This window comes from Nonomuraea sp. NPDC050394 (genome assembly GCF_044459065.1).
In the GTDB taxonomy this organism is placed as follows: Bacteria; Actinomycetota; Actinomycetes; order Streptosporangiales; family Streptosporangiaceae; genus Nonomuraea.
In genome coordinates, this window is record NZ_JBITIO010000002.1 from 799547 (window position 1) to 821726 (window position 22180).

Annotated in this window: 18 protein-coding genes and 1 riboswitch; of the genes, 15 read left to right on the forward strand and 3 right to left on the reverse strand. The window is 71.5% G+C overall.

Going from position 1 to position 22180, the window contains the following annotated elements; all coding sequences use genetic code 11:
- The first annotated feature begins 10 nt into the window (after positions 1 to 10).
- From ACIBKY_RS11735 to ACIBKY_RS11755, 5 genes are all read left to right on the forward strand, one after another.
- Positions 11 to 907, forward strand: coding sequence for a hypothetical protein (locus ACIBKY_RS11735; RefSeq protein ID WP_397096573.1), 897 nt, complete (start codon positions 11 to 13; stop codon positions 905 to 907).
- Positions 904 to 2064 carry an MFS transporter gene (locus ACIBKY_RS11740; protein WP_397096575.1) on the forward strand — a complete coding sequence of 387 codons (1161 nt, stop codon included), beginning with the start codon at positions 904 to 906 and terminating at the stop codon, positions 2062 to 2064. The genes ACIBKY_RS11735 and ACIBKY_RS11740 overlap by 4 nt, the downstream gene beginning before the upstream one ends.
- Positions 2061 to 3089: a LacI family DNA-binding transcriptional regulator gene (locus ACIBKY_RS11745; protein WP_397096577.1), complete on the forward strand. Its 1029-nt coding sequence runs from the start codon at positions 2061 to 2063 to the stop codon at positions 3087 to 3089. Before ACIBKY_RS11740 ends, ACIBKY_RS11745 begins: the two co-directional genes overlap by 4 nt.
- Before the next feature lie 81 nt (positions 3090 to 3170).
- Complete coding sequence (locus ACIBKY_RS11750) at positions 3171 to 4559, forward strand: sensor histidine kinase (protein ID WP_397096579.1); 1389 nt, start codon at positions 3171 to 3173, stop codon at positions 4557 to 4559.
- Between the two features lie 32 nt (positions 4560 to 4591).
- Entirely contained in the window at positions 4592 to 5446 is an 855-nt protein-coding gene (locus ACIBKY_RS11755; protein ID WP_397096581.1) for an SAM-dependent methyltransferase, read from the forward strand.
- Positions 5447 to 5575: 129 nt separating this feature from the next.
- On the opposite strand, the gene ACIBKY_RS11760 is transcribed toward ACIBKY_RS11755, so the two are convergent.
- Entirely contained in the window at positions 5576 to 6913 is a 1338-nt protein-coding gene (locus ACIBKY_RS11760) for a cation:dicarboxylate symporter family transporter (protein ID WP_397096583.1), read from the reverse strand.
- A 101-nt stretch (positions 6914 to 7014) separates the two neighbouring features.
- Between ACIBKY_RS11760 and ACIBKY_RS11765 the strand changes: the two genes are divergently transcribed.
- Genes ACIBKY_RS11765 through ACIBKY_RS11790 form a run of 6 tightly spaced genes read left to right on the forward strand, consistent with a single transcriptional unit; the run spans position 7015 to position 14442 of the window.
- Complete coding sequence (locus tag ACIBKY_RS11765) at positions 7015 to 8466, forward strand: ATP-binding protein (protein WP_397096585.1); 1452 nt, start codon at positions 7015 to 7017, stop codon at positions 8464 to 8466.
- Positions 8463 to 9128: a response regulator gene (locus tag ACIBKY_RS11770; protein WP_397096587.1), complete on the forward strand. Its 666-nt coding sequence runs from the start codon at positions 8463 to 8465 to the stop codon at positions 9126 to 9128. Before ACIBKY_RS11765 ends, ACIBKY_RS11770 begins: the two co-directional genes overlap by 4 nt.
- 60 nt (positions 9129 to 9188) lie before the next feature.
- The gene (locus ACIBKY_RS11775) at positions 9189 to 11237 is read left to right on the forward strand and encodes an N-acetylneuraminate synthase family protein (protein ID WP_397096589.1); all 2049 of its coding nucleotides are present in this window, start codon (positions 9189 to 9191) and stop codon (positions 11235 to 11237) included.
- Positions 11237 to 12214: a glycosyltransferase family 2 protein gene (locus ACIBKY_RS11780; RefSeq protein ID WP_397096591.1), complete on the forward strand. Its 978-nt coding sequence runs from the start codon at positions 11237 to 11239 to the stop codon at positions 12212 to 12214. Before ACIBKY_RS11775 ends, ACIBKY_RS11780 begins: the two co-directional genes overlap by 1 nt.
- Entirely contained in the window at positions 12211 to 13452 is a 1242-nt protein-coding gene (locus tag ACIBKY_RS11785; protein WP_397096593.1) for a polysialyltransferase family glycosyltransferase, read from the forward strand. Before ACIBKY_RS11780 ends, ACIBKY_RS11785 begins: the two co-directional genes overlap by 4 nt.
- 42 nt (positions 13453 to 13494) lie before the next feature.
- Positions 13495 to 14442 carry an FkbM family methyltransferase gene (locus tag ACIBKY_RS11790; protein WP_397096594.1) on the forward strand — a complete coding sequence of 316 codons (948 nt, stop codon included), beginning with the start codon at positions 13495 to 13497 and terminating at the stop codon, positions 14440 to 14442.
- Positions 14443 to 14597: 155 nt separating this feature from the next.
- On the opposite strand, the gene ACIBKY_RS11795 is transcribed toward ACIBKY_RS11790, so the two are convergent.
- Positions 14598 to 15779 (reverse strand): DUF6716 putative glycosyltransferase, encoded by a 1182-nt coding sequence (locus tag ACIBKY_RS11795; RefSeq protein WP_397096596.1) that lies wholly within the window; start codon positions 15777 to 15779, stop codon positions 14598 to 14600.
- Entirely contained in the window at positions 15776 to 16696 is a 921-nt protein-coding gene (locus tag ACIBKY_RS11800; RefSeq protein WP_397096598.1) for a hypothetical protein, read from the reverse strand. Before ACIBKY_RS11800 ends, ACIBKY_RS11795 begins: the two co-directional genes overlap by 4 nt.
- A gap of 84 nt (positions 16697 to 16780) precedes the next feature.
- Between ACIBKY_RS11800 and ACIBKY_RS11805 the strand changes: the two genes are divergently transcribed.
- The 4 genes from ACIBKY_RS11805 to ACIBKY_RS11820 all read left to right on the forward strand — a co-directional run bounded on the left by ACIBKY_RS11805 (position 16781) and on the right by ACIBKY_RS11820 (position 22069).
- Positions 16781 to 17605, forward strand: coding sequence for an aldo/keto reductase (locus ACIBKY_RS11805; protein WP_397096600.1), 825 nt, complete (start codon positions 16781 to 16783; stop codon positions 17603 to 17605).
- Between the two features lie 152 nt (positions 17606 to 17757).
- A riboswitch (cyclic di-AMP (ydaO/yuaA leader) is annotated at positions 17758 to 17894 on the forward strand.
- Between the two features lie 13 nt (positions 17895 to 17907).
- Entirely contained in the window at positions 17908 to 18603 is a 696-nt protein-coding gene (locus ACIBKY_RS11810; protein ID WP_397096602.1) for a CHAP domain-containing protein, read from the forward strand.
- A 641-nt stretch (positions 18604 to 19244) separates the two neighbouring features.
- On the forward strand, positions 19245 to 20174 hold the full coding sequence (locus ACIBKY_RS11815; RefSeq protein WP_397096604.1) for an oxidoreductase: 930 nt from the start codon (positions 19245 to 19247) through the stop codon (positions 20172 to 20174).
- 581 nt (positions 20175 to 20755) lie between these two features.
- Entirely contained in the window at positions 20756 to 22069 is a 1314-nt protein-coding gene (locus tag ACIBKY_RS11820; protein ID WP_397096606.1) for an ABC transporter substrate-binding protein, read from the forward strand.
- The last annotated feature ends 111 nt before the right edge of the window (positions 22070 to 22180 follow it).

A 22180-nucleotide genomic window follows, 5' to 3' on the forward strand; every position in this document is an offset into this window, starting at 1 on the left:
ATTCCCCGCCATGTCAAGAGCAAAGCAATCGACTTCGCTGACATTGGGAGCCTTCAGCCCCTCGGTGCCGTTGCGGGTGTGCCGCCGCCTCGGACTGCTGGACGCGTACGGCCTGACGGTGGCCGAGGAGCCGGTCGCCTCCTCGCCCGCCCAGTTCCGCGCGCTGCTGGACGGCCGGGTGGACGCGGTGCTGACCAGCCCGGACAACGTGCTCGCCTACCGCTTCACGGCCGCCAACCCACTCGGCGAGACCGCCGACGTGCGCATCGTCTCGGCGGTCGACCGCGGCCTCGGACTCGGCCTGTACGCCCATCCGGCCCTCCACCTGCCCACCCCGTCCAGGCCGGTGACCGCCGGGGTCGACGTTCCCGGATCGGGGTTCGCCTTCGGGCTCTACACGCTGATGGAGCACGTGGGGCTGCGCGAGTACCGCGTCGAGGCCATGGGCTCCACTCCCCGCCGCCTGGAGGCGCTGCTGGCCGGGCGGTGCGACATCACGATGCTCAACGCGGGCAACGAGCTGATCGCCGAGGACCGGGGCATGGTACGGCTGGCCGGGGTGGCCGAGGTCTGCGGGCCGTACCTGGGAACCGTGCTCGCCGCCAAGGGCGCGGACCTCGCGGCGGCGCGGGCGCTGGCCGGAGCGCTGCGCGAGGCCTGCGACCGCATCCTGGCCGGGACGGCGGACACGCTCGTGCTCGAAGAGGCCGGGGCGGCGCTCGGCCTGACCGATGCGCCGGCCCGCCGCTACCTCCGGCGCCTCAAGGATCCGCTCGAAGGACTGATCCCCGGCGGCGCCGTCGACCGGGGCGCGCTGCGCACCGTGCTCGGCCTGCGGCTGCGCCATCTCCCCGACGAGGGGCTGGAGGGCGCCCTCGATCCCGCCCGTGGTCTGATCGAGGTATGACCCCCGCCCCCCGGCTGCTCCTGGCCGTCCCGTTCGTCAGCACGCTGGACCGCTTCGCCATGCCGCCCATGATGGTCTCGATGGCCGCCCAGCTCGGGCTGCCGTTGTCGCAGGTCGTGCACGCGGTCGGCGCCTACGTCCTGGCGTACGGGATCATGCAGCCGGTGTGGGGGATGGTCTCCGACCGGACGGGACTGGTCAGGACCATGCGGGTGGCGCTCGCGCTCGGCGCGGTGAGCACGATCGCCTCGGCCTTCACCGGCTCGGCGCTCGCCCTGGCCCTGACGCGCGGCCTGGCCGGCGCCTGCTTCGCCGCGGCGATCCCCGGCAGCCTGGTCTACCTGGGAGACACCGTCCCGGCCGGGCGCCGCCAGCGGGAGATCACGAACCTGATGGCGGGCGTGGCCGTGGGCACCGCGGTGGCCTCCACCGCGGCGGGCGTGCTGGTCCAGTACGCCACCTGGCGGGTCGCCTTCGCCGCGACCGGCCTGGCCGCGCTGGCCCTGGCATGGGCGCTCGGCCGCCTGCCCGCTCCCCCGCGCTCGCGCGCCCACCTCGGCCTGCTCTCCCCGCTGGCCGCCGTCTCGCGCTCGCGGCCCGCGCTGCTCGTGCTCGCGCTCGCGTTCGTCGAGGGCGGCGTCCTCATCGGCGTGCTGACGCTGCTGCCCGCCGCGGTCGAGGCCGCGGGTGTGAACGCGGCCGTCGCGGGCGCCGTCACCGCCGCCTATGGCATCGCCGTCCTGGCGTTCTCGCAGCTCGTCGGCCTTCTCTCGCGCCGGGTGCACGCCTGGCGGCTCATCGCGTACGGCGCCGCCGCCGCGGTGGCCGCCTGCGCGCTGGTGGCGTCGTCCAGATCGCCCGCCGCCGCCCTCGCCGGAGCCACGCTGCTCGGCGCGGCGTGGGCCGCCATGCACTCCTCGCTGCAGACCTGGGCCACCGAGGTGCTGCCGGCGGCCAGGGCGACCGTGGTGTCGGCGTTCGCCGGGTCCCTTTTCCTCGGCAGCGCGGTGGCCGCCGTCGTGGTCGCCGGTCTGGCCGAGCAGCAACGGTATGCTCAGATCTTCGGCTGGGCAGCGGCGCTGGCCGCACCGCTCGGCCTCTTCGGGGCCCTGGGACGCAAACGATGGATCCGACCAGAAGGAGAGCCCGGCCGATGAAAGCCAACCGGCCATCCGCTCCGACGCTGCGCGACATCGCCGAGGCCGTGGGCGTCCACACCACCACCGTCTCCCGGGCGCTCAACCCCAGGACACAGAACCAGGTCGGCGCCGACACCGTGCGCCGGGTGCGCAAGGCCGCCAAGGACCTCGGCTACCAGCCCAACCCGATCGCGCTCAGCCTGCGCACCTCCCGGTCGCGCACGGTCGGCCTGGTCATCCCCGACATCACCAACCCGCTGTTCCCGCCGATCGTGCGCGGGATCGAAAGCGCGCTGGAGGCCGGCGGCTACAGCGGCTGGATCGTCAACACCGACAACGACCCGCAGCGCGAGCGCAAGCTCATCGAGTCGCTGCGCTCGCGGCAGGTCGAGGGACTGATCGTGGCGACCGCGCGGCTGGAGCACCCGCTGCTGTCCGAGCTGCACGCGGCCGGGGTGCCGCTCGTGCTGGTCAACCGGCGGGTCGAGGGCATCGACGTGCCGTGCGTGACGGCCGACGACGCGGCCGGGGTGAGCGCGGCCGTCGCCCATCTGGCCGCGCTCGGGCACACGCGCATCGCCCACCTCGCCGGGCCACGGACCACCTCGACGGGGGCGGCAAGGGCCAAGGCGTTCCGGCATGCCGTACGGGATCTGGGACTGTCCGACGAGCCTGGGCTCGTCGTGGAGTGCGCGCAGTGGAGTGAGGAGGCGGGGGCGGGCGCGGCGCGCTCGCTGCTGGACGCGCGCACGGACGTCACGGCGGTGGTGGCGGGCAACGACCTGATCGCCCTGGGCTGTTACGACGTCTTCGGCGAGCGCGGGATCGACTGCCCCGGCGACATCAGCGTGGTGGGCTTCAACGACATGCCGTTCCTGGACAAGCTGCGCCCGCCGCTGACCACCGTGCACGTGCCGCACCACGACGTCGGGGTGGAGGCGGCGCGCATGCTGCTGGAGGGCATCGAGGATCCCGAGCGGCCCTCCCGGTCGCTGCTGCTGCCGGTGTCGCTGGTCGTCAGGGGTTCGACGGCACCCCGCTGAACCGGTCTTTTACCGTATGGATCGCGCAAACCTTTCGTCTCTTCGGCGTGCACGACAAATCACACTTAGTAGCCTCATGACGTGTCACGCATATGGGCGGGCTCCCTGCGCGGACGGGTCACGCTCATCGCCACCGCGGTGGCCGCGTCCGTGCTGATCCCGGCAGGGGTCGGCGGCGTCGCGGTGGCCAGATCCGTGGTGGAGAACGGCCTGTGGCGCTCCACCCGCGAAGCGGCCTCCCAGGTGTCCGCCCAGGTCCGCGACGGCGGGCTGCGCGGCGGCACGATCCCGCTGACGGACGCCAGTGTGAACCTCGTGCAGGTCGTCCGGCCCGGCGGACGGGTCGTCGCGCGCAGTGCCGCCGCCGCGAACATGCCGCCGCTCACCACGCTGTGGCCGCCGCCCGACAACCGCATCATCAGCAGCGTCATGTGCCAGGACGAGATGTGTGTCCACCTGAGCGCCATCCGGATCGACACCGCCCCCGACTCCCCCGTGGTCTACGCCGGCCGCGCCACGCCCGGCGTGCTGTCCACGCGGGTGCTCGAAGCCGTGGTGTTCGCGCAGGTGGCGATCCTGGTGGGGCTGGCGTCCTGGGCCACGTGGCTGGTCACCGGCCGCGCGCTGCGGCCCGTCGCCGTGATGCGCGCCGAACTCGACGCCGTCAACGCCAGCGACCTCAGCCGCCGCGTCGCCCAGCCGGCGGGCGACGACGAGGTGGCCGAGCTCGCCCGCTCCATCAACAGCACGCTCGCCCGCCTCGAACGCTCGGCCGACCAGCAGCGCCAGTTCGCCTCCGACGCCTCCCACGAGCTGCGCACGCCCATCGCCGGCCTGCGCGCCCAGCTGGAGTCCGCGCAGCTCTACCCGGAGGACACCGACGTGAGCGAGCTCGTGTCCGGCGCCCTGCGCGACACCGACCGGCTGGAGGCCATCATCACCGACCTGCTCCTGCTGGCCCGCATCGGCTCGCGCGTGGACGTGGTCAAGGAGACGGTCGACCTGTCGGAGCTGGTGCGCGAGGAACTCATCGCCCGGCACGACCTCATCCCCGTGCGCGACGCCCTGGCCGACGGCGTGATCGTGGAGGGGGTACGCATGCAGCTGTCGCGCCTGCTCACCAACCTTCTCGACAACGCCGAGCGCCACGCCGAGACCCACGTGACCATCTCCGTGGAGGCCGAGGACGGCTACGCGGTCCTGGAGGTCTCCAACGACGGGGCCGAGATCGCGACCCAGGACCGCGAGCGCATCTTCGACCGCTTCACCCGCCTGGACGCCGCCCGCAGCCGCGACGCCGGCGGCACCGGCCTCGGTCTCGCGATCGCCCGTGACGTGGCCCTGGCCCACCGCGGCATCATCAGCGCCGAGGAGGCGATCGGTGGCGCCCGCTTCGTGGTACGCCTCCCGCTGGCCCCCGGCCACCGGGAAATCGGACCCACACAATGGACAGATAACGCGAATCCATAGAAATCGCACGGCACTGCCGCGATCATGTGGGGATGACGGAGCAGGCTCCCCTGGGCGTGGACCCGCGGATCCCGAACGCGGCCCGCATGTACGACTACTTCCTCGGTGGCAAGGACAACTTCCGGGCCGACAGGGAACTGGCCGAGCTGGTGCTGGCCGTACTGCCCGAGGCCCGCGAGGGAGCGCTGCAGAACCGCCTGTTCATCGGCCGCGTGGTCCGTTACCTCGTGGACCAGGGGATCACGCAGTTCATCGACCTCGGCTCGGGGCTGCCCGCGCGGGAGAACGTGCACGAGGTGGCCCACCGGTACGCGCCCGAGGCCAAGGTCGTCTACGTCGACAACGATCCCGTCGTCTGCACGCACGGCCGGGCGCTGCTGGCCGACCCGGAACGGGTGCTGATGCTGGAGGCCGACGCCCGGCGGCCCGAGCACGTCCTGGCCGACCCGGAGGTCAGGAAGCTGATCGACTTCGAGCGGCCGGTGGCGCTGCTCATGATGTTCTTCCTGCACCTGGTGCCCGACTCCGACGACCCGCACGGGTTCGTGGCGGCGTACCGGGAGGCGCTCGCGCCCGGCGGCTACCTCGCGCTGACCCACCTGAGCACCGACTGGAAGAGCGAGCGCACCCAGCAGATCGTCGAGGTGTACCAGCAGGCCAGCGCCCCGTTCTGCCCCCGGTCCGGCAAGGAGATCGAGGCGTTCTTCGGCGACTTCGAGCTGATCCCGCCGGGGCTGGACACCGGCCTCGGGACGGTCTGGCCGTTCGCCGACCCCGAGGCCACGATGTTCCTGGACGAGGACCTGGCCCGCATGGGGTACGCCGGCATCGGCCGTAAACCCGCCCCCTTCCGCAAACTCCGGGCGGTGAACCCCCGGGGGCGGTGACCCTCCGGGGGCGGTGACCCTCCGGGAGCGGTGAACCGCCGGGAGCGGTGACCCTCCGGAGGTGTGATCCTCCGGAGGGTGTGACCCGAGCAGGTGATCCGGGGAGAAAGGGTGTCCTGGGGGAAGGGGTTAGCTGACGGGTTGCATGTCGGGGGTGCGGGGGGCGGACGTGTCGGGCTTGTGCTCGTCCTCGTCCAGCAACGTCGCCTCGTCGAACGGCGCCCGCCCCTCCAGCACGTCCAGGGCCCGCTCCCGGTCGAACTCCCTGGTCCACGTCCCCACCAGCACCGTCGCCACCGCGTTGCCCGCGAAGTTCGTCAGCGCCCGCGCCTCGGACATGAACCGGTCGATGCCCACGATGAGCCCGACCCCGTCCACGAGCTCGGGCCGGTGCGACTGCAGGCCGCCCGCCAGCGTGGCCAGCCCGGCCCCGGTCACGCCCGCCGCCCCCTTCGAGGCGATGATCATGAACAGCAGCAGGGAGATCTGCTCCCCCACCCCCAGCGGCGCCCCGGTGGCGGAGGCGATGAAGAGCGTGGCCATCGTCAGGTAGATGGCGGTGCCGTCAAGGTTGAAGGAGTAGCCGGTCGGCACCGTGATGCCCACAACCGGGCGGCTGACGCCGAGGTGCTCCATCTTGGCGATGAGCCGCGGCAGCGCCGACTCCGACGACGACGTGGACAGGATGAGCAGGAACTCCCGCCCGAGGTAGCGCAGCAGCGACCACAGGTTGATCCGGGCGACCAGCCACAACATGGGTCCGAGCACCAGCCCGACGAACAGCAGGCAGGTCGCGTAGAAGCCGATCATGATGACGGCCAGCGACTGCAGCGCCTTGACGCCGGTCGAGCCGACCACGGCGGCGATCGCGCCGAAGGCGCCCACCGGCGCGGCCCACATGATCATGGCGAGGATCCGGAACACGAGCCGCTGGATGTGCCCGATGCCGTTGAGTATCGGCGTCGCCTTGGGGCCCATGGCCTGCAGGGCGAAGCCGGCCAGCAGCGCCACGAGCAGCGTCTGCAGCACCTGTCCCTCGGTGAACGCCGACACGAGCGTGGTCGGGATGATGCCGAGCAGGAAGTCCGTCGTACTGGCCTCGCCACCCTTGGCCGCCTCCGCCGCCGCCGACTCCTTGGCCGCGTCGGTCAGCTGCAGGCCGGAGCCGGGGTCGAGCATGTTGCCCACGACCAGGCCGATGACGAGCGCGACGGTCGACATGGCGATGAAGTAGCCGAGCGCGAGGCCGCCGACCTTGCCGACCTTGGCCGCCTTGGTGACCGAGCCGACGCCGAGCACGATGGTGCAGAAGATGATCGGGCTGATCATCATCTTGATCAGTGCCACGAAGCCCGTGCCCAGGGGTTTCAGCTCCTTGCCGACGTCCGGCCAGACGAGTCCGATGGCGATTCCGGCCACCACCGCGACGATGACGGCCAGGTAGAGATAGCGAGTGCGATCACGCATAGGGGGTCTCCGGCTTTGGAGGAAGCTTCTGGTTGTGCGACTATGCGCTGCACAGTGACCCAGGTCACCATTGCGTTCATTTCGTACACCGGGAGGATCCGATGAGGCGCTGGAGCCTCGCAGGTCAGATGCTCCTGTTGCAGTTGGTGGTGGTCTCCGTGACCGTGGCGGGCGGGGCGGTGCTGGCGGTGCTGCAGGCCCGCGAGCTGCTCACCGACGAGGCGGCCAACACGGCGACGGCGGTCACGGTCACCGTGGCCGCCTCACCGGACGTGCTCGCCGCCCTCGACGCCGCCGACCCGTCGGCGACGCTGCAGCCCTACGCCGAACGGGTACGGCTGCGCACCGGCGTCGACTTCGTGACCATCATGCGGAACGACGCCACCCGCTACACCCACCCGAACCCCGCGGAGATCGGCAAGCGGTTCCTGGGCCACACCGCCCCGGCGCTGCGCGGGGAGACCTTCACCGAGACCTACACCGGCACCCTCGGCCCCTCCATGCGCGCCGTCACCCCCGTGATGCGCGACGGGCAGGTCAGGGCGCTGGTCAGCGCGGGCATCACGATCGAGCGGATCACCGCCCGGCTCTACGACCAGCTCGTCTGGGGACTGCTGATCGCCCTGCTCGCCCTGCTCGCGGGCGGGGCGGGCACCTGGCTGGTCACCACCCGGCTGCGCCGCCAGACCCACGGGCTCGGGCCGGTGGAGCTGGGGCGCATCCATGCCCACCACGAGGCCGTGCTGCACGCCGTACGGGAAGGACTGCTTCTCGTCGGCAGGGACGGGACGCTGACGCTCTGCAACGACGCGGCCCACACGCTGCTGGAACTGCCGCCCGACGCGGAGGGACGGCCCGCGCCCGAGCTCGGCGAGGACCGCGTGCACCTGATCGGGGACCGGGTCCTGCAGGTCAGCAGCACGCCCAGCGAGCTGGGGGCGGTGGTGACCGTGCGCGACCACACCGAGCTGCAGGCGCTGGCCGGCCAGCTCGACGCCGAGCGGGGCTTCGCCGAGTCGCTGCGCTCGGCGGCGCACGAGGCGGCCAACCGCCTGCACACCGTGATCACGCTGGTGGAGCTGGGGCGCTCCGAGCAGGCGGTGGCCTTCGCGACGGCGGAGCTGCGCTCGGCGCAGGAGCTCACCGACCGGGTGGTGGGTTCGGTGCGCGAGCCGGTCCTGGCCGCGCTGCTGCTGGGCAAGAGCGCCCAGGCCGCCGAGCGCGGCGTGGAGCTGGTGATCAGCGAGGACAGCAGGCTGGAGGACGTGGAGATGGCGGCGCGCGACCTGGTGACGATCGTCGGCAACCTGCTGGACAACGCGATCGAGGTGGCCTCGCGCGTGGAGGTGATGGTGCGCACGGAACCGGACGGGATCGTGGTCAGGGTGAGCGACGACGGCCCGGGACTGCCGGAGCCGGAGGCGTTCGCGAAGGGATGGACGACCAAGGGCGACGGCAGGGGGCTCGGCCTCGCGCTGGTCGGCCAGGCGGTACGCCGGCTGGGCGGCACCATCGAGGTGGACGGCTCGGCCTTCACGGTGAGGCTGCCATGATCTCCGTGCTCGTCGTGGAGGACGAGGAGATCACGGCCGACGCCAACCGCATCTACGTGGAGCGCGTCCCCGGCTTCGAGGTGGCCGGGGTGGTCCGCTCCGGCGGCGAGGCGCTGCGCTTCCTGCGCGCCACCCCCGTCGACCTGATCCTGCTCGACCTCTACCTGCCCGACATGCACGGACTCGAGGTCATCCGCGCGGTGCGCGCCGGCGGCCTGCTGTGCGACGTCATCGCCATCACCTCCGCGCGCGATCTGGCGATGGTGCGCTCCGCCGTTTCTCTGGGCATCTCGCAATACCTTCTCAAACCGTTCACCTTCACCGCCCTCCACGAAAAACTCGAGAGGTACGCCAGATTTCGCCAGGACGCCGGGCAGATCATCGGCCAGGGCGACGTGGACCGGGTCCTGGGCACGTTGCGCGGGACCTCGCGCCTGCCCAAGGGCATGCAACAGGACACCCTGGACGCCGTCGCCGCGGAGCTGAGCGCGGCCGAGGAGGGGATGTCCGCGCAGGCCCTGGGCACGGCGGCCGGGATGTCCCGCGTCACCGCCCGCCGATATCTGGAGTACCTGGTAGAAATCGGCTCAGCGGTACGGCTCCCGCGCTACGGGGGCGTCGGACGGCCAGAACTTCTCTACCGGATGACCCCGCGCAGTTAATTCGGGGTTCAATTCGGGGGCCTAGCTTCGGGTGGCACCTACGTATCTCAAGGAGTCACCTTGCGAGTCCTGGCCGTCATTCCCGCCCGCGGAGGTTCTGTGGGCGTCCCCCTGAAGAACCTCGCCCCGGTGGGCGGCATCCCGCTGGTCACGCGGGCCGTACGTGCCTGCGTGCGCGCGGAGCTGATCGACCAGGTCGTCGTCAGCACCGACCACGAGGGGATCGCCACCGCGGCGCGCGAGGCCGGGGCCCTGGTCGTGGACCGCCCGGCGGAGCTGAGCGGCCCGTCGGCCTCCAGCGAGTCCGCGGTGCTGCACGCGCTCGACACCGCGCGGGAGGAGCCCGAGGTCGTGCTCCTGGTGCAGTGCACCAGCGCCTTCATCGACCCGGCCGACCTCGACGCGGCGATCTCCAAGGTCCTGGACGGCGGCGCGGACGCGGTCTTCTCCGCCACCGCGACCCACGAGTTCCTGTGGGACGCCGCGGGCGTCGGCATCAACCACGACCGCTCGGTCCGCCTGCCCCGCCAGCAGCTCGACCCGCAGTACCGCGAGACCGGCGCCTTCTACGTCATGCGCGCGGCCGGCCTGCGCGAGCACGGCCACCGATTCTTCGGCGAGGTCGCCGTCCAGCCGGTCTCCCCGAGCCACGCGGTCGAGGTGGACTCCGCCGCCGACCTCGAGATCGTGCGCGCGCTCGCCCCGTTCGTCGACACCCCGGAGCCGATCGACGTCGACGCGGTCATCACCGACTTCGACGGCGTGCACACCGACGACCGCGCCTACGTCGACTCCGACGGCCGCGAGATGGTCCTCGTCAACCGCTCCGACGGCATGGGCATCGCCCTGCTGCGCCGGGCCGGGGTCAAGCTGCTGGTGATGTCCACCGAGCACAACCCGGTCGTGGCCGCGCGGGCCCGCAAGCTCGGCGTACCGGTGCTGCAGGGCCTGGCCGACAAGGCGACCGTGCTGCGCGACTGGCTGGCCATCGAGGGCCTCGACCCGGCCCGCGTCGCCTACGTGGGCAACGACGTCAACGACCTCGGCCCGATGGGGCTGGTGGGCTGGCCGGTGGCGGTGCCCGACGCGCACCCCCGGGTACGGGCCGCCGCGCGCGTCGTGCTGAGCAGGGCGGGCGGGGCGGGAGCCGTACGCGAGCTGTGTGACCGGGTGACGGCGGCGCGGCCGGAGCCCGTGGGCGAGCCCGCGCAGGTCCGTGCGGCGCTGCGGCTGAAGTCGGCGCCGGTGGCGGTCGGCGACATCCTGGTCGGCGACGACCAGCCCGTGTACATGATCGGCGAGATCGGCATCAACCACAACGGCGACCTGGAGCTGGCGCGCCGGCTCATCGACGTGGCGGCCGACGCGGGCTGCCAGGCGGTGAAGTTCCAGAAGCGCACGCCGTCGATCTGCGTGCCGGTGGAGCAGCGCTCGCAGATCCGGCAGACGCCGTGGGGCGAGATGACCTACCTGGAGTACAAGGAGCGGACCGAGTTCGGCCGCGACGAGTACACCCAGATCTCCAAGTACTGCGACGAGCGGGGCATCCAGTGGTTCGCCTCGCCGTGGGACGTGCCCTCCGTGGAGTTCCTGGAGGAGATGGACGTCCCGGTGCACAAGATCGCATCGGCCAGCGTCGCCGACCGTGAGCTGCTGCGCGCGCTCGCCGCGACCGGCAAGCCGCTGATCCTGTCGACCGGCATGTCCACGCTGCCGGAGATCGACGAGGCCGTCGAGATCCTCGGCACCGACAAGCTGATCATCATGCACGCCACCTCGACCTACCCGCTGCCTCCCGAGGAGGCCAACCTCCGCACGATCACCACACTCAAGCAGCGGTACGGCGTGCCGGTCGGCTACTCCGGCCACGAGCGCGGCCTGCAGATCTCGCTGGCCGCGGTCACGCTCGGCGCGGTGGCGGTGGAGCGGCACATCACGCTCGACCGGACCATGTGGGGCTCCGACCACGCCGCCTCACTCGAACCGTCGGGGCTGGAGCATCTGGTGCGCGACATCCGCATCATCGAGCAGGCACTGGGCGACGGCGTCAAGCGCGTCTTCCCCGGTGAGGAGGCCCCCAAGGCCCGCCTGCGCCGCATCACCGTCTGATGGCGGCGCTGCTCACGGTGATCGTCCCGGTGCGGGACGGCGAGGCCTACATCGGTGACTGCGTGGCCTCGCTGGCCCGCAACGCGCGGCCGGACTTCGAGTTCATCGTCGTGGACGACGGCTCCGTGGACGCCACCGGGCAGATCGTCGAGGACGCGGCGGTGCCGGGGCTGTCGGTGCTGCGGCACCTGACGCCGGTGGGCCTGGCCGACGCCCGCAACGCCGGGCTGGCCGCGGCCACCGGCCGCTACGTGAGCTTCCTCGACGGCGACGACTGGCTGGCCCCGGGCTACCTGGCCGAGATGGTCGCCGCCATCGAGGGGCTCGGCTGCGACTTCGTCCGCGCCGACCATGTGCAGGTCACGGGCCGCAACCGGGTCGTGCACCGCGCCCCGTGGGCACGGCGGGGGGTGGTCGTCGACCCGAAGGAGGCGATCCTGCCCGCGGAGGTGAAGACCATGGTCGACTACCCGTACGCGTGGGCCGGGGTCTACCGGCGCTCGCTGCGGGACCTGCTGCAGTTTCCCGGATCGCTGCACACCGCCGAGGACCGGCCGTGGATCTGGCGGCTGCACCGCGAGGCGGCCACGTTCGCGGTGGTGTCGGCGGCCGGCGTCTTCTACCGGCGGCAGGTCTCCGGCTCGCTCACCCAGGTGGGCGACGAGCGGCAACTGCACTTCTTCGACGCCTTCGACCTGGTCTTCAAGGATCTCGAAGCACGGTATCTGAGCAAGGCGGTGCGCAACTTCTGCGCCCTGCTCGCTCACCACCTGGAGCTGGCTGGCCGCTTCACTCCGGAGCTGCGGGCCCGCTTCACCGAGCGCGGGGCCGCCATGGTGCGCGGCCTGCCCGCCGACCTCGTGGCCGACTCGGTCGCGCGGATGTCCGTCGAGCGCGAGGAAGTGCTGCGCGCGCTCGTCCCCGACCTGCCCGGCAAGGCCGTGCGCCTGCGCCGGGACCGGGAGGAGCTGGCATGACGCAGGTGTTCTACGCCTCCACGCTCTACGGCGCGATGTCGCTGGCCGCGGCGATCGACGAGGGCGCCTTCGGCCCGCACGAGGGCCGGAGGACGCTGCTGGTGTCGAACAACGCCGCGGTGCCCGAGGTCTCGCTGCCGCTGGACCGTACGCCCGGTTTCGCGGTGCTGCGCTCGCGCTTCGACGAGGTGGTGTCGTGGAACGAGCTGATCGCGCCGCTGCACCCGTCGGCGTGGAAGGCCCGCGTCATCGAGGTGCCGATGCTGGAACGGCTGCTGCGCACGCACCTCAAGCTGGACCGGGTCGACGAGCTGGTGCTGGAGTCGATCGCGGTGCCGCCCGCGCGCACGATCGCCGGTCTGGTGCGCGACTGCCCCATCACCGTCTACGCCGACGGCCTGATGAGCTACGGCCCCACCCGCGACCCGCTGCCCGCCGAGATCTTCCGCCGCGTCACCCGCCTGCTCCACCTCGACCTGCTGCCGGGCCTGTCGCCCATGCTGCTCAGCGAGTACGGCGTGGCCGCCTCGACCATTTCCGACGACGCGTTCCTGCGGGTCGTCACCGAGGTGGCCGCGACCGCCCCCGACATGCTGGCCGGTCAGGCGATGATCCTGGGCCAGTACCTGTCGGCGCTGGAGATCCTCACGCCGCAGGAGGAGGCGTCGCTGCACGAGTCGATGCTGCGCGCCCTGGCCGACCTCGGCTACTCCAGCGTCGTGTTCAAGCCGCACCCGGCGGCGGGACGCCGGCACGCCCGGCTGCTGCGAGCCGCGGCCGAGCCGCTGGGGGTGAAGCTGTCGGTGGCCGACGAGAGCGTGCCGGCCGAGGTGTGCTTCGCGGCTCTGCGGCCGGAGCTGGTCGTGGGCTGTTTCTCGACCGGGCTGGTCAGCGCCCGGCACTTCTACGGGCTGCCGGCCGCCGCGTTCGGGACCGAGCTGGTGCTGGAACGGCTGTCGCCGTACGAGAACAGCAACCGCATCCCCGCCACGATCGTGGACGCGCTGCTGTGCGACGGGCGGCCGCCGGTGGAAGAGGTGGTCCGCGCGGTCGGGTACTGCATGCAGCCCGAGTCGCACCCCGAGCTGCGTTCCGGGGCGGCGGCGTTCATCGAGGCCCACGGCAGCGGCCGCTACTTCAAGAAGCAGCGCCTTTCCGCCGTCGGCCTGCTGCCCGGCTCGGAGCAGCCGAGCCCGCTGTCGCGGCTCAAGAAGAAGCTGAGCCGAGCCCTGTCCTGAGATCTCCTGACATCCGCCCCGGCTCCGTGACAGGGTGGAGTCATGATCGGCAAGTTGAGGCACAGGCTCGCCGTCACCACGATGCGTGCCGCCCGCGCCGCCAACCGCAGCCGGCTGGCCAGGGTGCTGCTGCGTGGACGCAGCGTGCGCAGGCTGCCGCTGGTCAACGTCGTCTACCATCGCGTCTTCCGCATGGGCGTGGCCCCGGGCGCCGTCGTGGCCTACCGCGGGGTACGCCTGACCGGGCCCGCGTGGGACAACACGATCATGCCGTCGATCTCGGGCGGCTACTACGAGGAGTTCGAGGTCTCGCTCTTCGAGGACCTGGCCGCGCTCGGCGGGCTGGTGGCCGACGTCGGCGCCAACATCGGTGTCTACGCCTGCGCGGGCGGCGCCCGGATGCCGTCCGGGCGGCTGATCGCCTTCGAGCCGGTGCCGGAGAACCTCGGCCACCTGCGCGCCAACGTCGAACGCAACGGGCTGGGCGAGCGGGTCGAGGTGGCCGGGACGGCCGTGGGCGCGGAAGCCGGGTCCCTTGAGCTGCACCTGTCGGCGGAGCAGTCCGGCAAGCACTCGGCCGACGTCCGCAACGCCGGTCCCGGCGGCAGGTCGGTGACGGTCGCGATGACCACGCTCGACGCCTACCTCGACGGCCGGACCGCCGACCTGATCAAGATCGACGTCGAGGGCTATGAGGGCTTCGTGCTCAAGGGCGCGCGGGCCACGCTCGCCGCGCGCCCGGCGCTGCTGTTCGAGCTGCATCCGGAGCTGCAGGCCAACTGCGGCTGCGACACCGGCGAACTGCTCGACCTCGTCTACGCGCACTATCCCCGGGTCTATCTGATCGACGAGCTGCACAACACGCTGGTGCCGTGCGAGCGCGCCTACTTCGACCGTCCCGACGCCGTGGGTCTCTACCGCTCGAACGTGATCGCCGCGGGCCGCCCGGAGCACCTGGACGTGCTCCGGCCACACCTCGACCCAAGCTAGCGCTTGCCTTTGAGGCTCCCAAGCACGCTCTTAGGCGCCCCCGCAGCTTCTCGGAAGGAGCCCACCTCCACAAGGTCGCGGGAGGAGCGGTCTTAGGAGGGTGCGTTCCGGACGTTCGAGGGCGTGTGCGCGTCTGAGGGCGGGTGCGCGGTTGGTCAGCCGGTGCGCAGGGCGCGGGAGAGCCTGCGCTTGGTGCGGTAGCCGATGCGCAGCACCTCGGGCGGCACCTCCACCCGCAGCCGCGCCCGGCGCCGGGCGGCCAGGTGCTCGGCGCCGTCAAGCAGCGAACGGGCCGGCTCGCGAGGGCCCGCCAGCAGCTCGTCCAGCAGCCCGACCCAGGTCCCCGCCTCGGCCGGGTGGAAGTAGTTCGCCGCCCGCCACGCCCCCCGCGCCTCGCGGAAGGCTCCGTCGGCCAGGTCGTCGAGCGTGCCCAGCAGCCCGCTGCCGGTGAAGACCACGTTGATCATCTCGGCGCTGACGCCGAAGTCCTCCAGCACCAGCGACGGCACGTCCCGGGCGATCGCCTCCAGCGCCGCGGTCGAGCTCACCGTCACGAACCCCGCCGCCACCGCCAGGTGCTCGTCCATCGAACCGGCGGCGAAGCGCAGCCGTCCCGGCTCGCCGAGTTCTTGCCAGAGCCGCTGATAGGGGTGGCGCTCGTTGTGGGTCTGCCGCTCGCCGTCCAGGGCGCGCAGCTTGACCACGACGTCCAGGTCGGGGCGGCGCTCGGCCAGCTTGGCCAGGGCCAGCAGCACCTCCTCGCGCTCCTCACGGCCACGCGGCACCTTGGCCTGCGTGGCGAAGACCACCCGGTCGCGCTCGCGCCCGTCGGGCTCGAAGCGGGCCCCGTCCTCCGGGACGCGTAGGAACGGCAGGCGGGCAAGACCCACCCGCCCCCCTCCGCCGAGCCGGCCGGCCACTTCGCCGAACTCGGCCGCCTCCCGCTCGCTGTGCACGACGAACAGGTCGCACCCGCTGCGGAACAGCCAGGCCTTGTCGGTGGCGGGCACCGAGATGCCGGGCAGTCCGGTGACGAAGACGGGCCGGGGCCGCAGCTCGTCGAGCACCTCGGCGACCAGCACGTCCACCACCGGGCCCGTGCACGCCACCACGATCGCGTCGGGTCTGGTCCGCTGCGCCATACGCCGCAATGACCGCGCCGACAGCACCGGCGGCAGGGGACCGTCGCCGACGGCGGCGGCGATCTGCAGCGGCGAGGGCACGATCGGCGTGCGGACCACCGCGAGATCGCGCTCCCAGCCCCCGGGCAGGTCGGCGAGCAGGCAGGCCGCCCACTTCAGATACGAGTCAGAGTCGGCAACGGCCAGGATCCTCACCCGGCAACCCCCGTCAGATGTGAGCGTAGCGCCGGGGCCGCCCGGCTGGTCCACCAGTCGTCCGGCACCTCGACCGGTTCGACCGCGACCCCGCGGGTGCCGAGCAGCACGCGCAGCGAGGTGATGGCGGTCGAGGGCAGGCTCAGGACGCGCTGGCTCGCGTCCAGGCCGCGAAGTGTGAGTTCGGCGGGCACGCCGGCGTCGTGCACGGTGATGCCGGGCCGTTCGCTGATGACGGCGAGGTCGACGGGGTCCTCGCGGCGGTGGGGGAAGTAGGCGAGGGGCTCGCTGGCGGCCAGTTCCGTCAGCCAGCGCAGGTAGCGCTCGCGGTGCACGAGCCCGTTGCGGACCAGCGAGGTGCCGAGCACGACCGTGCGCTCCACCGGGCCGGGCGAGCGCAGGGGCTGCGCGCGCAGCCAGCCGAAGTCGTGGGAGACGAGGTCGATGCCGCGCTCGCGCACGGCGCCGGCGAGGTCGTCCTTGACGGGCAGCGCGGTGAACACCGCGGTGCTGGAGGCGGCCAGCCTGAGCGCCGCCGCCGTCCCGAGGACCCTGCGCGGCAGTCCCGCCTTGTGCCTGGCCCTCAGCAGCGCCCGATACGGCCCCGCGGCCAGCAGTTCAAGCAGCCGGAGCGTGGCCAGCCCGTCGTCCACGATGACGATGCGGCCGGGCCGCGAGGTCAGCCAGCGCAGCTGCACCCGCCCGGAGAAGGCGTCACCGACCACCTGGACCGGCCGCGGCATCTCCTCGCTCGGCCTGGCCAGCTCAAGCCCGTCGGGCAGGTCGAGCCCGGCCAGCTCGCGACGGGTGGCCACGAGTGCGCGCTGACGCGCCCTCGGCACGATGACCGTGCGCTCACCGAGCAGCCCGGCGTGGTGGGCCTCGACGGCGCAGAGCATCTGGAGCGGCGATTCCACCCAAGCCCATTGCTTCTTCACGACGGGTTCAAGCTAGCCCGGTCGCCTTAAGCCGCAGGGAACGCCATGTGAACAATGGGTCGCATGAACTCGCTGCTGCTCAACACCGACGGTGTGCAGATCCCGCAGCTCGGCTTCGGAGTCTGGCAGGTGCCCGACGACGAGGCCGAACGCGCGGTCGCCACCGCGTTTCAGGCGGGGTACCGCCATATCGACACCGCCAGGCTCTACTACAACGAGGACGGGGTCGGCCGCGCCTTCCGGGAGTCGGGGCTGCCACGGGAGAAGGTGTTCATCACGACCAAGCTCTGGAACGCCGACCACAGCCGCGCCGAAGAGGCGTTCGAGGAGAGCCTGGCCCGCCTGGGCCTCGACTACGTCGACCTCTACCTCATCCACTGGCCGGTTCCGGATCAGGACAAATACCTCCAGGCATGGAAGTCCCTGGAAAAGATCTACCGAAACGGCCGGGCGCGCGCGATCGGCGTATCGAACTTCGGCGTGGAGCACCTCACCAGGCTCATCGACGAGGCCGAGATCACCCCCTCGATCAACCAGATCGAACTGCACCCGAACTTCCCCCAGATCGAGCTGCGCGCCTTCCACGAGGCCAACGGAATCCTCACCGAGGCGTGGAGCCCGCTGGGCCAGGGCAAGGGCCTGCTGAACGACCCCGCGCTCGCCACATTGGCCGGAAAACACGGCAAATCGCCCGCCCAGATCGTGCTCCGCTGGCACATCCAGCTCGGCAACGTGGTGATCCCCAAATCGGTCACGCCGGCGCGGATCAAGGAGAACATCCAGGTCTTCGGCTTCACGCTCGACCCGGAGGACATGGCTGCCATGGGAGCCCTCAACAACGGCACCCGTCTGGGACCTGATCCGGCAAATTTTAACTGGATGGGATGACCGGCTGGTGCGGCCTTTTGGCCGCACCAAGCCTTAGATCGTCATTTATGAGTTTGTAATCCCCTTGCCCCATGTATTACCTTCAGGTCATCCAAGGCATACGTCCGGGCTACCCGTTCGTTGCCAGACCATCGCACACACATCACAGGCTTTGCCTGTGACCGCTGAATCCGCACCCTCGCGGAACCGGGGACCCAGGTCCTTTGGGGTGAATCGGCGCCTCGCGCCGTAGGGCAGCTTCCATGCCCGAACCCGTCAGCTAACCCGGTAAGCGGCATGGAAGCAAGGAGTCACCCCACCCGATGGCGAAGCATCGTCTTACCCGTGCCCCCAAGATCGACCTCACCCGCGCCGCTCTCGGCGTGACCATCGCCGCCACCGCGGCGTTCGCGACACACCCCGCCCAGGCCGAGACGCACGCCGCGTCCGCCGCCGCCGCGAAGGGCGTCCCGGAAACCGTCGTCCAGGCCGAGCCCGGCAAGAAGGCCGGCAGCGACAGGCCGAAGCCCACCGCGGCCCAGGTCCTCTCGCTGGCCAAGAAGCAGATCGGCACCCGCGAGGACTCCAGGGGCGGCGGCACCAAGTTCCAGAAGTGGTACATGTCCTCCCCCCGCGCCGCCGAGACCATCAAGCGCGACGGCGGCAACCGCCAGGCCTACCTGAACGCCGCATGGTGCGCCATGTTCGTCAGCTGGGTCGGCGAGGAGACCGGCGCCCGCACCACCGTCGGCTGGGACGCCTACACCGTCACCCACGCCAAGTGGTTCAAGAACAACAACCGCTGGGGCGTCGGCGCGAAGCCCGGAGCCGTCGTCTTCTTCTCGTGGAGCGGCAGCAAGAGCCTCGACTCCATCAACCACGTCGGGTTCGTCATCAAGGACAACGGCAACGGCACCATCACCACCGTCGAGGGCAACACCGGCAACGGCAAGGTCGAGGAGCGCGTCCGCCCCACCTCCCAGGTCGTCGGCTACGGCTACCCCGACTACTCCGCCTGACCTTCCCCTCCTTCCCCCCACTCTCCCTCCCCAGGAACGGCGCGCCCCCTCCCCCCGGGCGCGCCGTTCCCCTTCTCCCCTTCTCCTCCGCGCCCCCGCCCCTGCGGCCCCCTGGCGCGCCCCTCGCGTTCGTACCACTCCCGCGCCCCCTCGCCCGCGCCGCCCCGTCTCTGCACGCCCCTCTCCCGCCTTCCCCGCGCCTCTCCGTTACGGCAAGCCCCCGCCCCCGCCTCCCGCCGCAGTGGGTGGGCGCCGATCGCCGGGCGCCGCGCACGTCGGACGGGGTCCCCACCGCCACGACGCCCCGCCGGCCCCCTCCCACGGCCCCGCACGCGCAACCCCCGCAACCCGCCCGTGCCCCAGGCCCTGGCCGCAACCCGCCCGCGCCCCACACCCCGGCCCACCCGCGCCCCACACCTTGGCCCGCAACCCGCCCGTGCCCCGGCCCTGGCCCGCAACCCCGCCCGCGCCCCACACCCCGGCCCACCCGCGCCCCACACCTTGGCCCGCAACCCGCCCGTGCCCCGGCCCCGGCCCGCGGGTCGCGCTCCCCGGGACCCTCAAGTCCCGTCCCCGCGGAGTCTGATGACCGGGGAGGGAGTGGGCGGGTTAGGGTGACGGTGATCACATGTGGAGGCGTCATGGGATGGACCGCAGCGGACATCGGCGACCTGTCAGGCCTGGCCGCCGTGGTGACGGGAGCCAACAGCGGCATCGGGATGATCGCCGCGGGTGAGCTGGCCAGGCGCGGCGCCGCCACCGTGCTGGCCTGCCGGGACGTCGCCAAGGGCGAGGCCGCCGCCCAGCTGGTGAAGAAGGCGGCTCCTCACGCCTCGGTGGAGGTCAGGCAACTTGACCTGGCCGATCTGGCCTCGGTCCGCGCGTTCGCCGCCGCGTACACCGGCGGGCTCGACGTGCTGGTCAACAACGCGGGTGTGATGGCGCTGCCGTACCGGCAGACCGTGGACGGGTTCGAGATGCAGTTCGGGACCAACCACCTCGGGCACTTCGCGCTCACCGGCCTGCTGCTGCCCCGGCTGCTGGAGCGTCCCGATCCCCGCGTAGTGACTGTCAGCAGCAGCATGCACAAGACGGGCCGCATCGACTTCGACGACCTCCAGGGCGAACGCTCCTACCGCAAGTGGGCCGCCTACGGGCAGTCCAAGCTGGCCAACCTGCTGTTCGCCTACGAGCTGCAGCGCCGCGCCGCCGGCGCCCTGACCAGCGTCGCCGCCCACCCCGGCTACGCCGCCACCAACCTCCAGGCCGTCGGCCCGCGCATGGAGGGCAACCCGATCCTGGAGTTCGGCTCCCGGCTGGGGAACGTGCTGTTCGCCCAGAGCGCCGAGCACGGCGCCCTGCCGCTCCTCTACGCCGCCACCGAACGCGGCCTGGCCGGCGGCACCTACGTCGGCCCCGACGGCCCCTTCGGCTCACGCGGCTACCCGACCCCCGTCGACTCCTCCCCCGCTTCCAAGGACCGCGCCGTCGCCGCCCGCCTGTGGTCGGTCTCCGAAGCCCTCACCGGCGTCCATTACGACTTTCCCGCCGATACGGCTCCCGCCAAATAGATCTCCCTTTTTCGCCTCAAATAGATCTCCCATCCCGTTATCCATTCGTGATCTGCCATCCCCAAACCACACAAACACCACAAACCCCAATAGCCACATCGGCTATCACATTTCCCTCCCCTTGGCGGCGCACGCCCGCACAACAACCAGTTCCCTGACCCCCGGCCACCCGCCAGACCGCTTGGCAGGCCGGACCAGCTGCCGAGCTGCCTGGACCGCTGGCTGCCCAGTTGCCTGGCCACATGCGGGCAAGCCACACCCAACCGGCCGGCCCGGTCACCTGGCCACCTCAAGCCACCCCGGCCACCTCCGCCAACCTGGATCGCCCCAGGGCCGGCGAGGCGGCGGGAGCGATCGGCATGGCGGGGTTGATCTCGGCCGCACGAGAAGTGCGACGGGAGCGCTCCCAGAGATCTTCACGGGGGGGTTTGTGGCCTGAAGTCCGGTACGAAGCCCGCAGGACGAGCGGAATGTAACGGTTGCGTGTCGTCTCGTTGACGGGGCCATCGCCCTGATGCACTCTGCATGGGAGCGCTCCCAGATCGCTCCCACATCCCCCACCCCACCACCAAGGGGCACACATGAAGCACACGCGTCTGGCCACCGCCGCGGTCATGACCGCCGCTCTGGCCGCCTGCGGAACCACCTCCACCCCCCAGCCCCAAACCTCGGCCCAAGCCAAGGCGGAACCCGTCACGATCACCGTGCACACCTTCGGCGGCGGTGAGAACTTCGGCTACGACAAGGCGGTCGAGGCCTGGAACGCCGCTCACCCGGACATCCAGGTCAAGTACCAGAACCTGACCGACCGCTTCGAGGACGTCTACCTCCCTCAGCTCCTCCAGCGCCTCCAGGCGGGCAGCGGTGCCGCGGACGTGGTGGCGATCGACGAGGGCGCCATGGGTCTCATGGCCGCCCGCCCCCAGTTCTTCACCGACCTCGGCCAGTACGGCATGCAGAACCGCAAGGCCGACTTCCCAGCGGCCAAGTGGGAGGCGGGCGTCAACGCCGACGGCAAGCTGTTCGCCCTCGGCACCGACATCGGCGGGATGACGATGTGCTACCGCAAGGACCTGTTCAAGAAGGCCGGCCTGCCCACCGGCCGGGAGGACGTGGCCAAGCTCTGGCCCGACTGGAACGCGTTCCTGGAGACCGGCAGGAAGTTCGAGGCCGCCAAGACCGGGGCCAAGTTCATGGACGGCCCCAACACCATCTACAACGTCATCCTCTCCCAGGAGGCCCCGAAGAACGGCAACGTCGCCTACTTCGACAAGGGCAACCAGCTCGTCATCGAGTCCAACCCGGCGATCAAGACGTCGTTCGACTGGGTGCAGACGTTCAGCAAGGCCGGGATGACCGCGAAGCTGCAGGCCTGGAGCCCGGCGTGGGACAAGGCGATCAAGGGCGGCGGGTTCGCGACGATGGGCTGCCCGTCGTGGATGCTCGGCGTCATCGAGGGCAAGGCCGGTGAGGGCAACAAGGGCAACTGGGACGTCGCGGCGGTGCCGGGCGGGTCGGGCAACTGGGGCGGTTCCTGGCTGGCCCTGCCCAAGCAGAGCAAGCACCCAAAGGAGGCCGCCGAGGTCCTGAACTACCTGACCGGCAAGGACGGCCACGTCATGGCGTTCGAGGAGGCGGGCGCGTTCCCGAGCTCGCTGCCGGCGCAGCAGGACGCGAAGGTCACCGGCCTGAAGAACGCCTACTTCAGCGACGCGCCGACCGGCCAGATCTTCTCCGCCTCGGTCAAGGATCTGCTGCCGATGTTCCTGGGCGAGAAGCACGCCCAGGTCAAGACGGCCGTCGAGAAGGTCATCGAGGGCATGGACCACGGCGCGGTGCCGTATGAGGAGGCGTGGGCCAGGTTCGTGGCCGCCGGCGTGAAGGCCGCGGGCTGAGCATGGCCATGGACTTCGCGCCACCCCAGCCACCCCAGCAACCCCAGCAACCGCCACGACCGCGGCAGTCGCCGCGGTCGCCGGAGCCGCAGTCAGAGGGGCCAAAGCCGA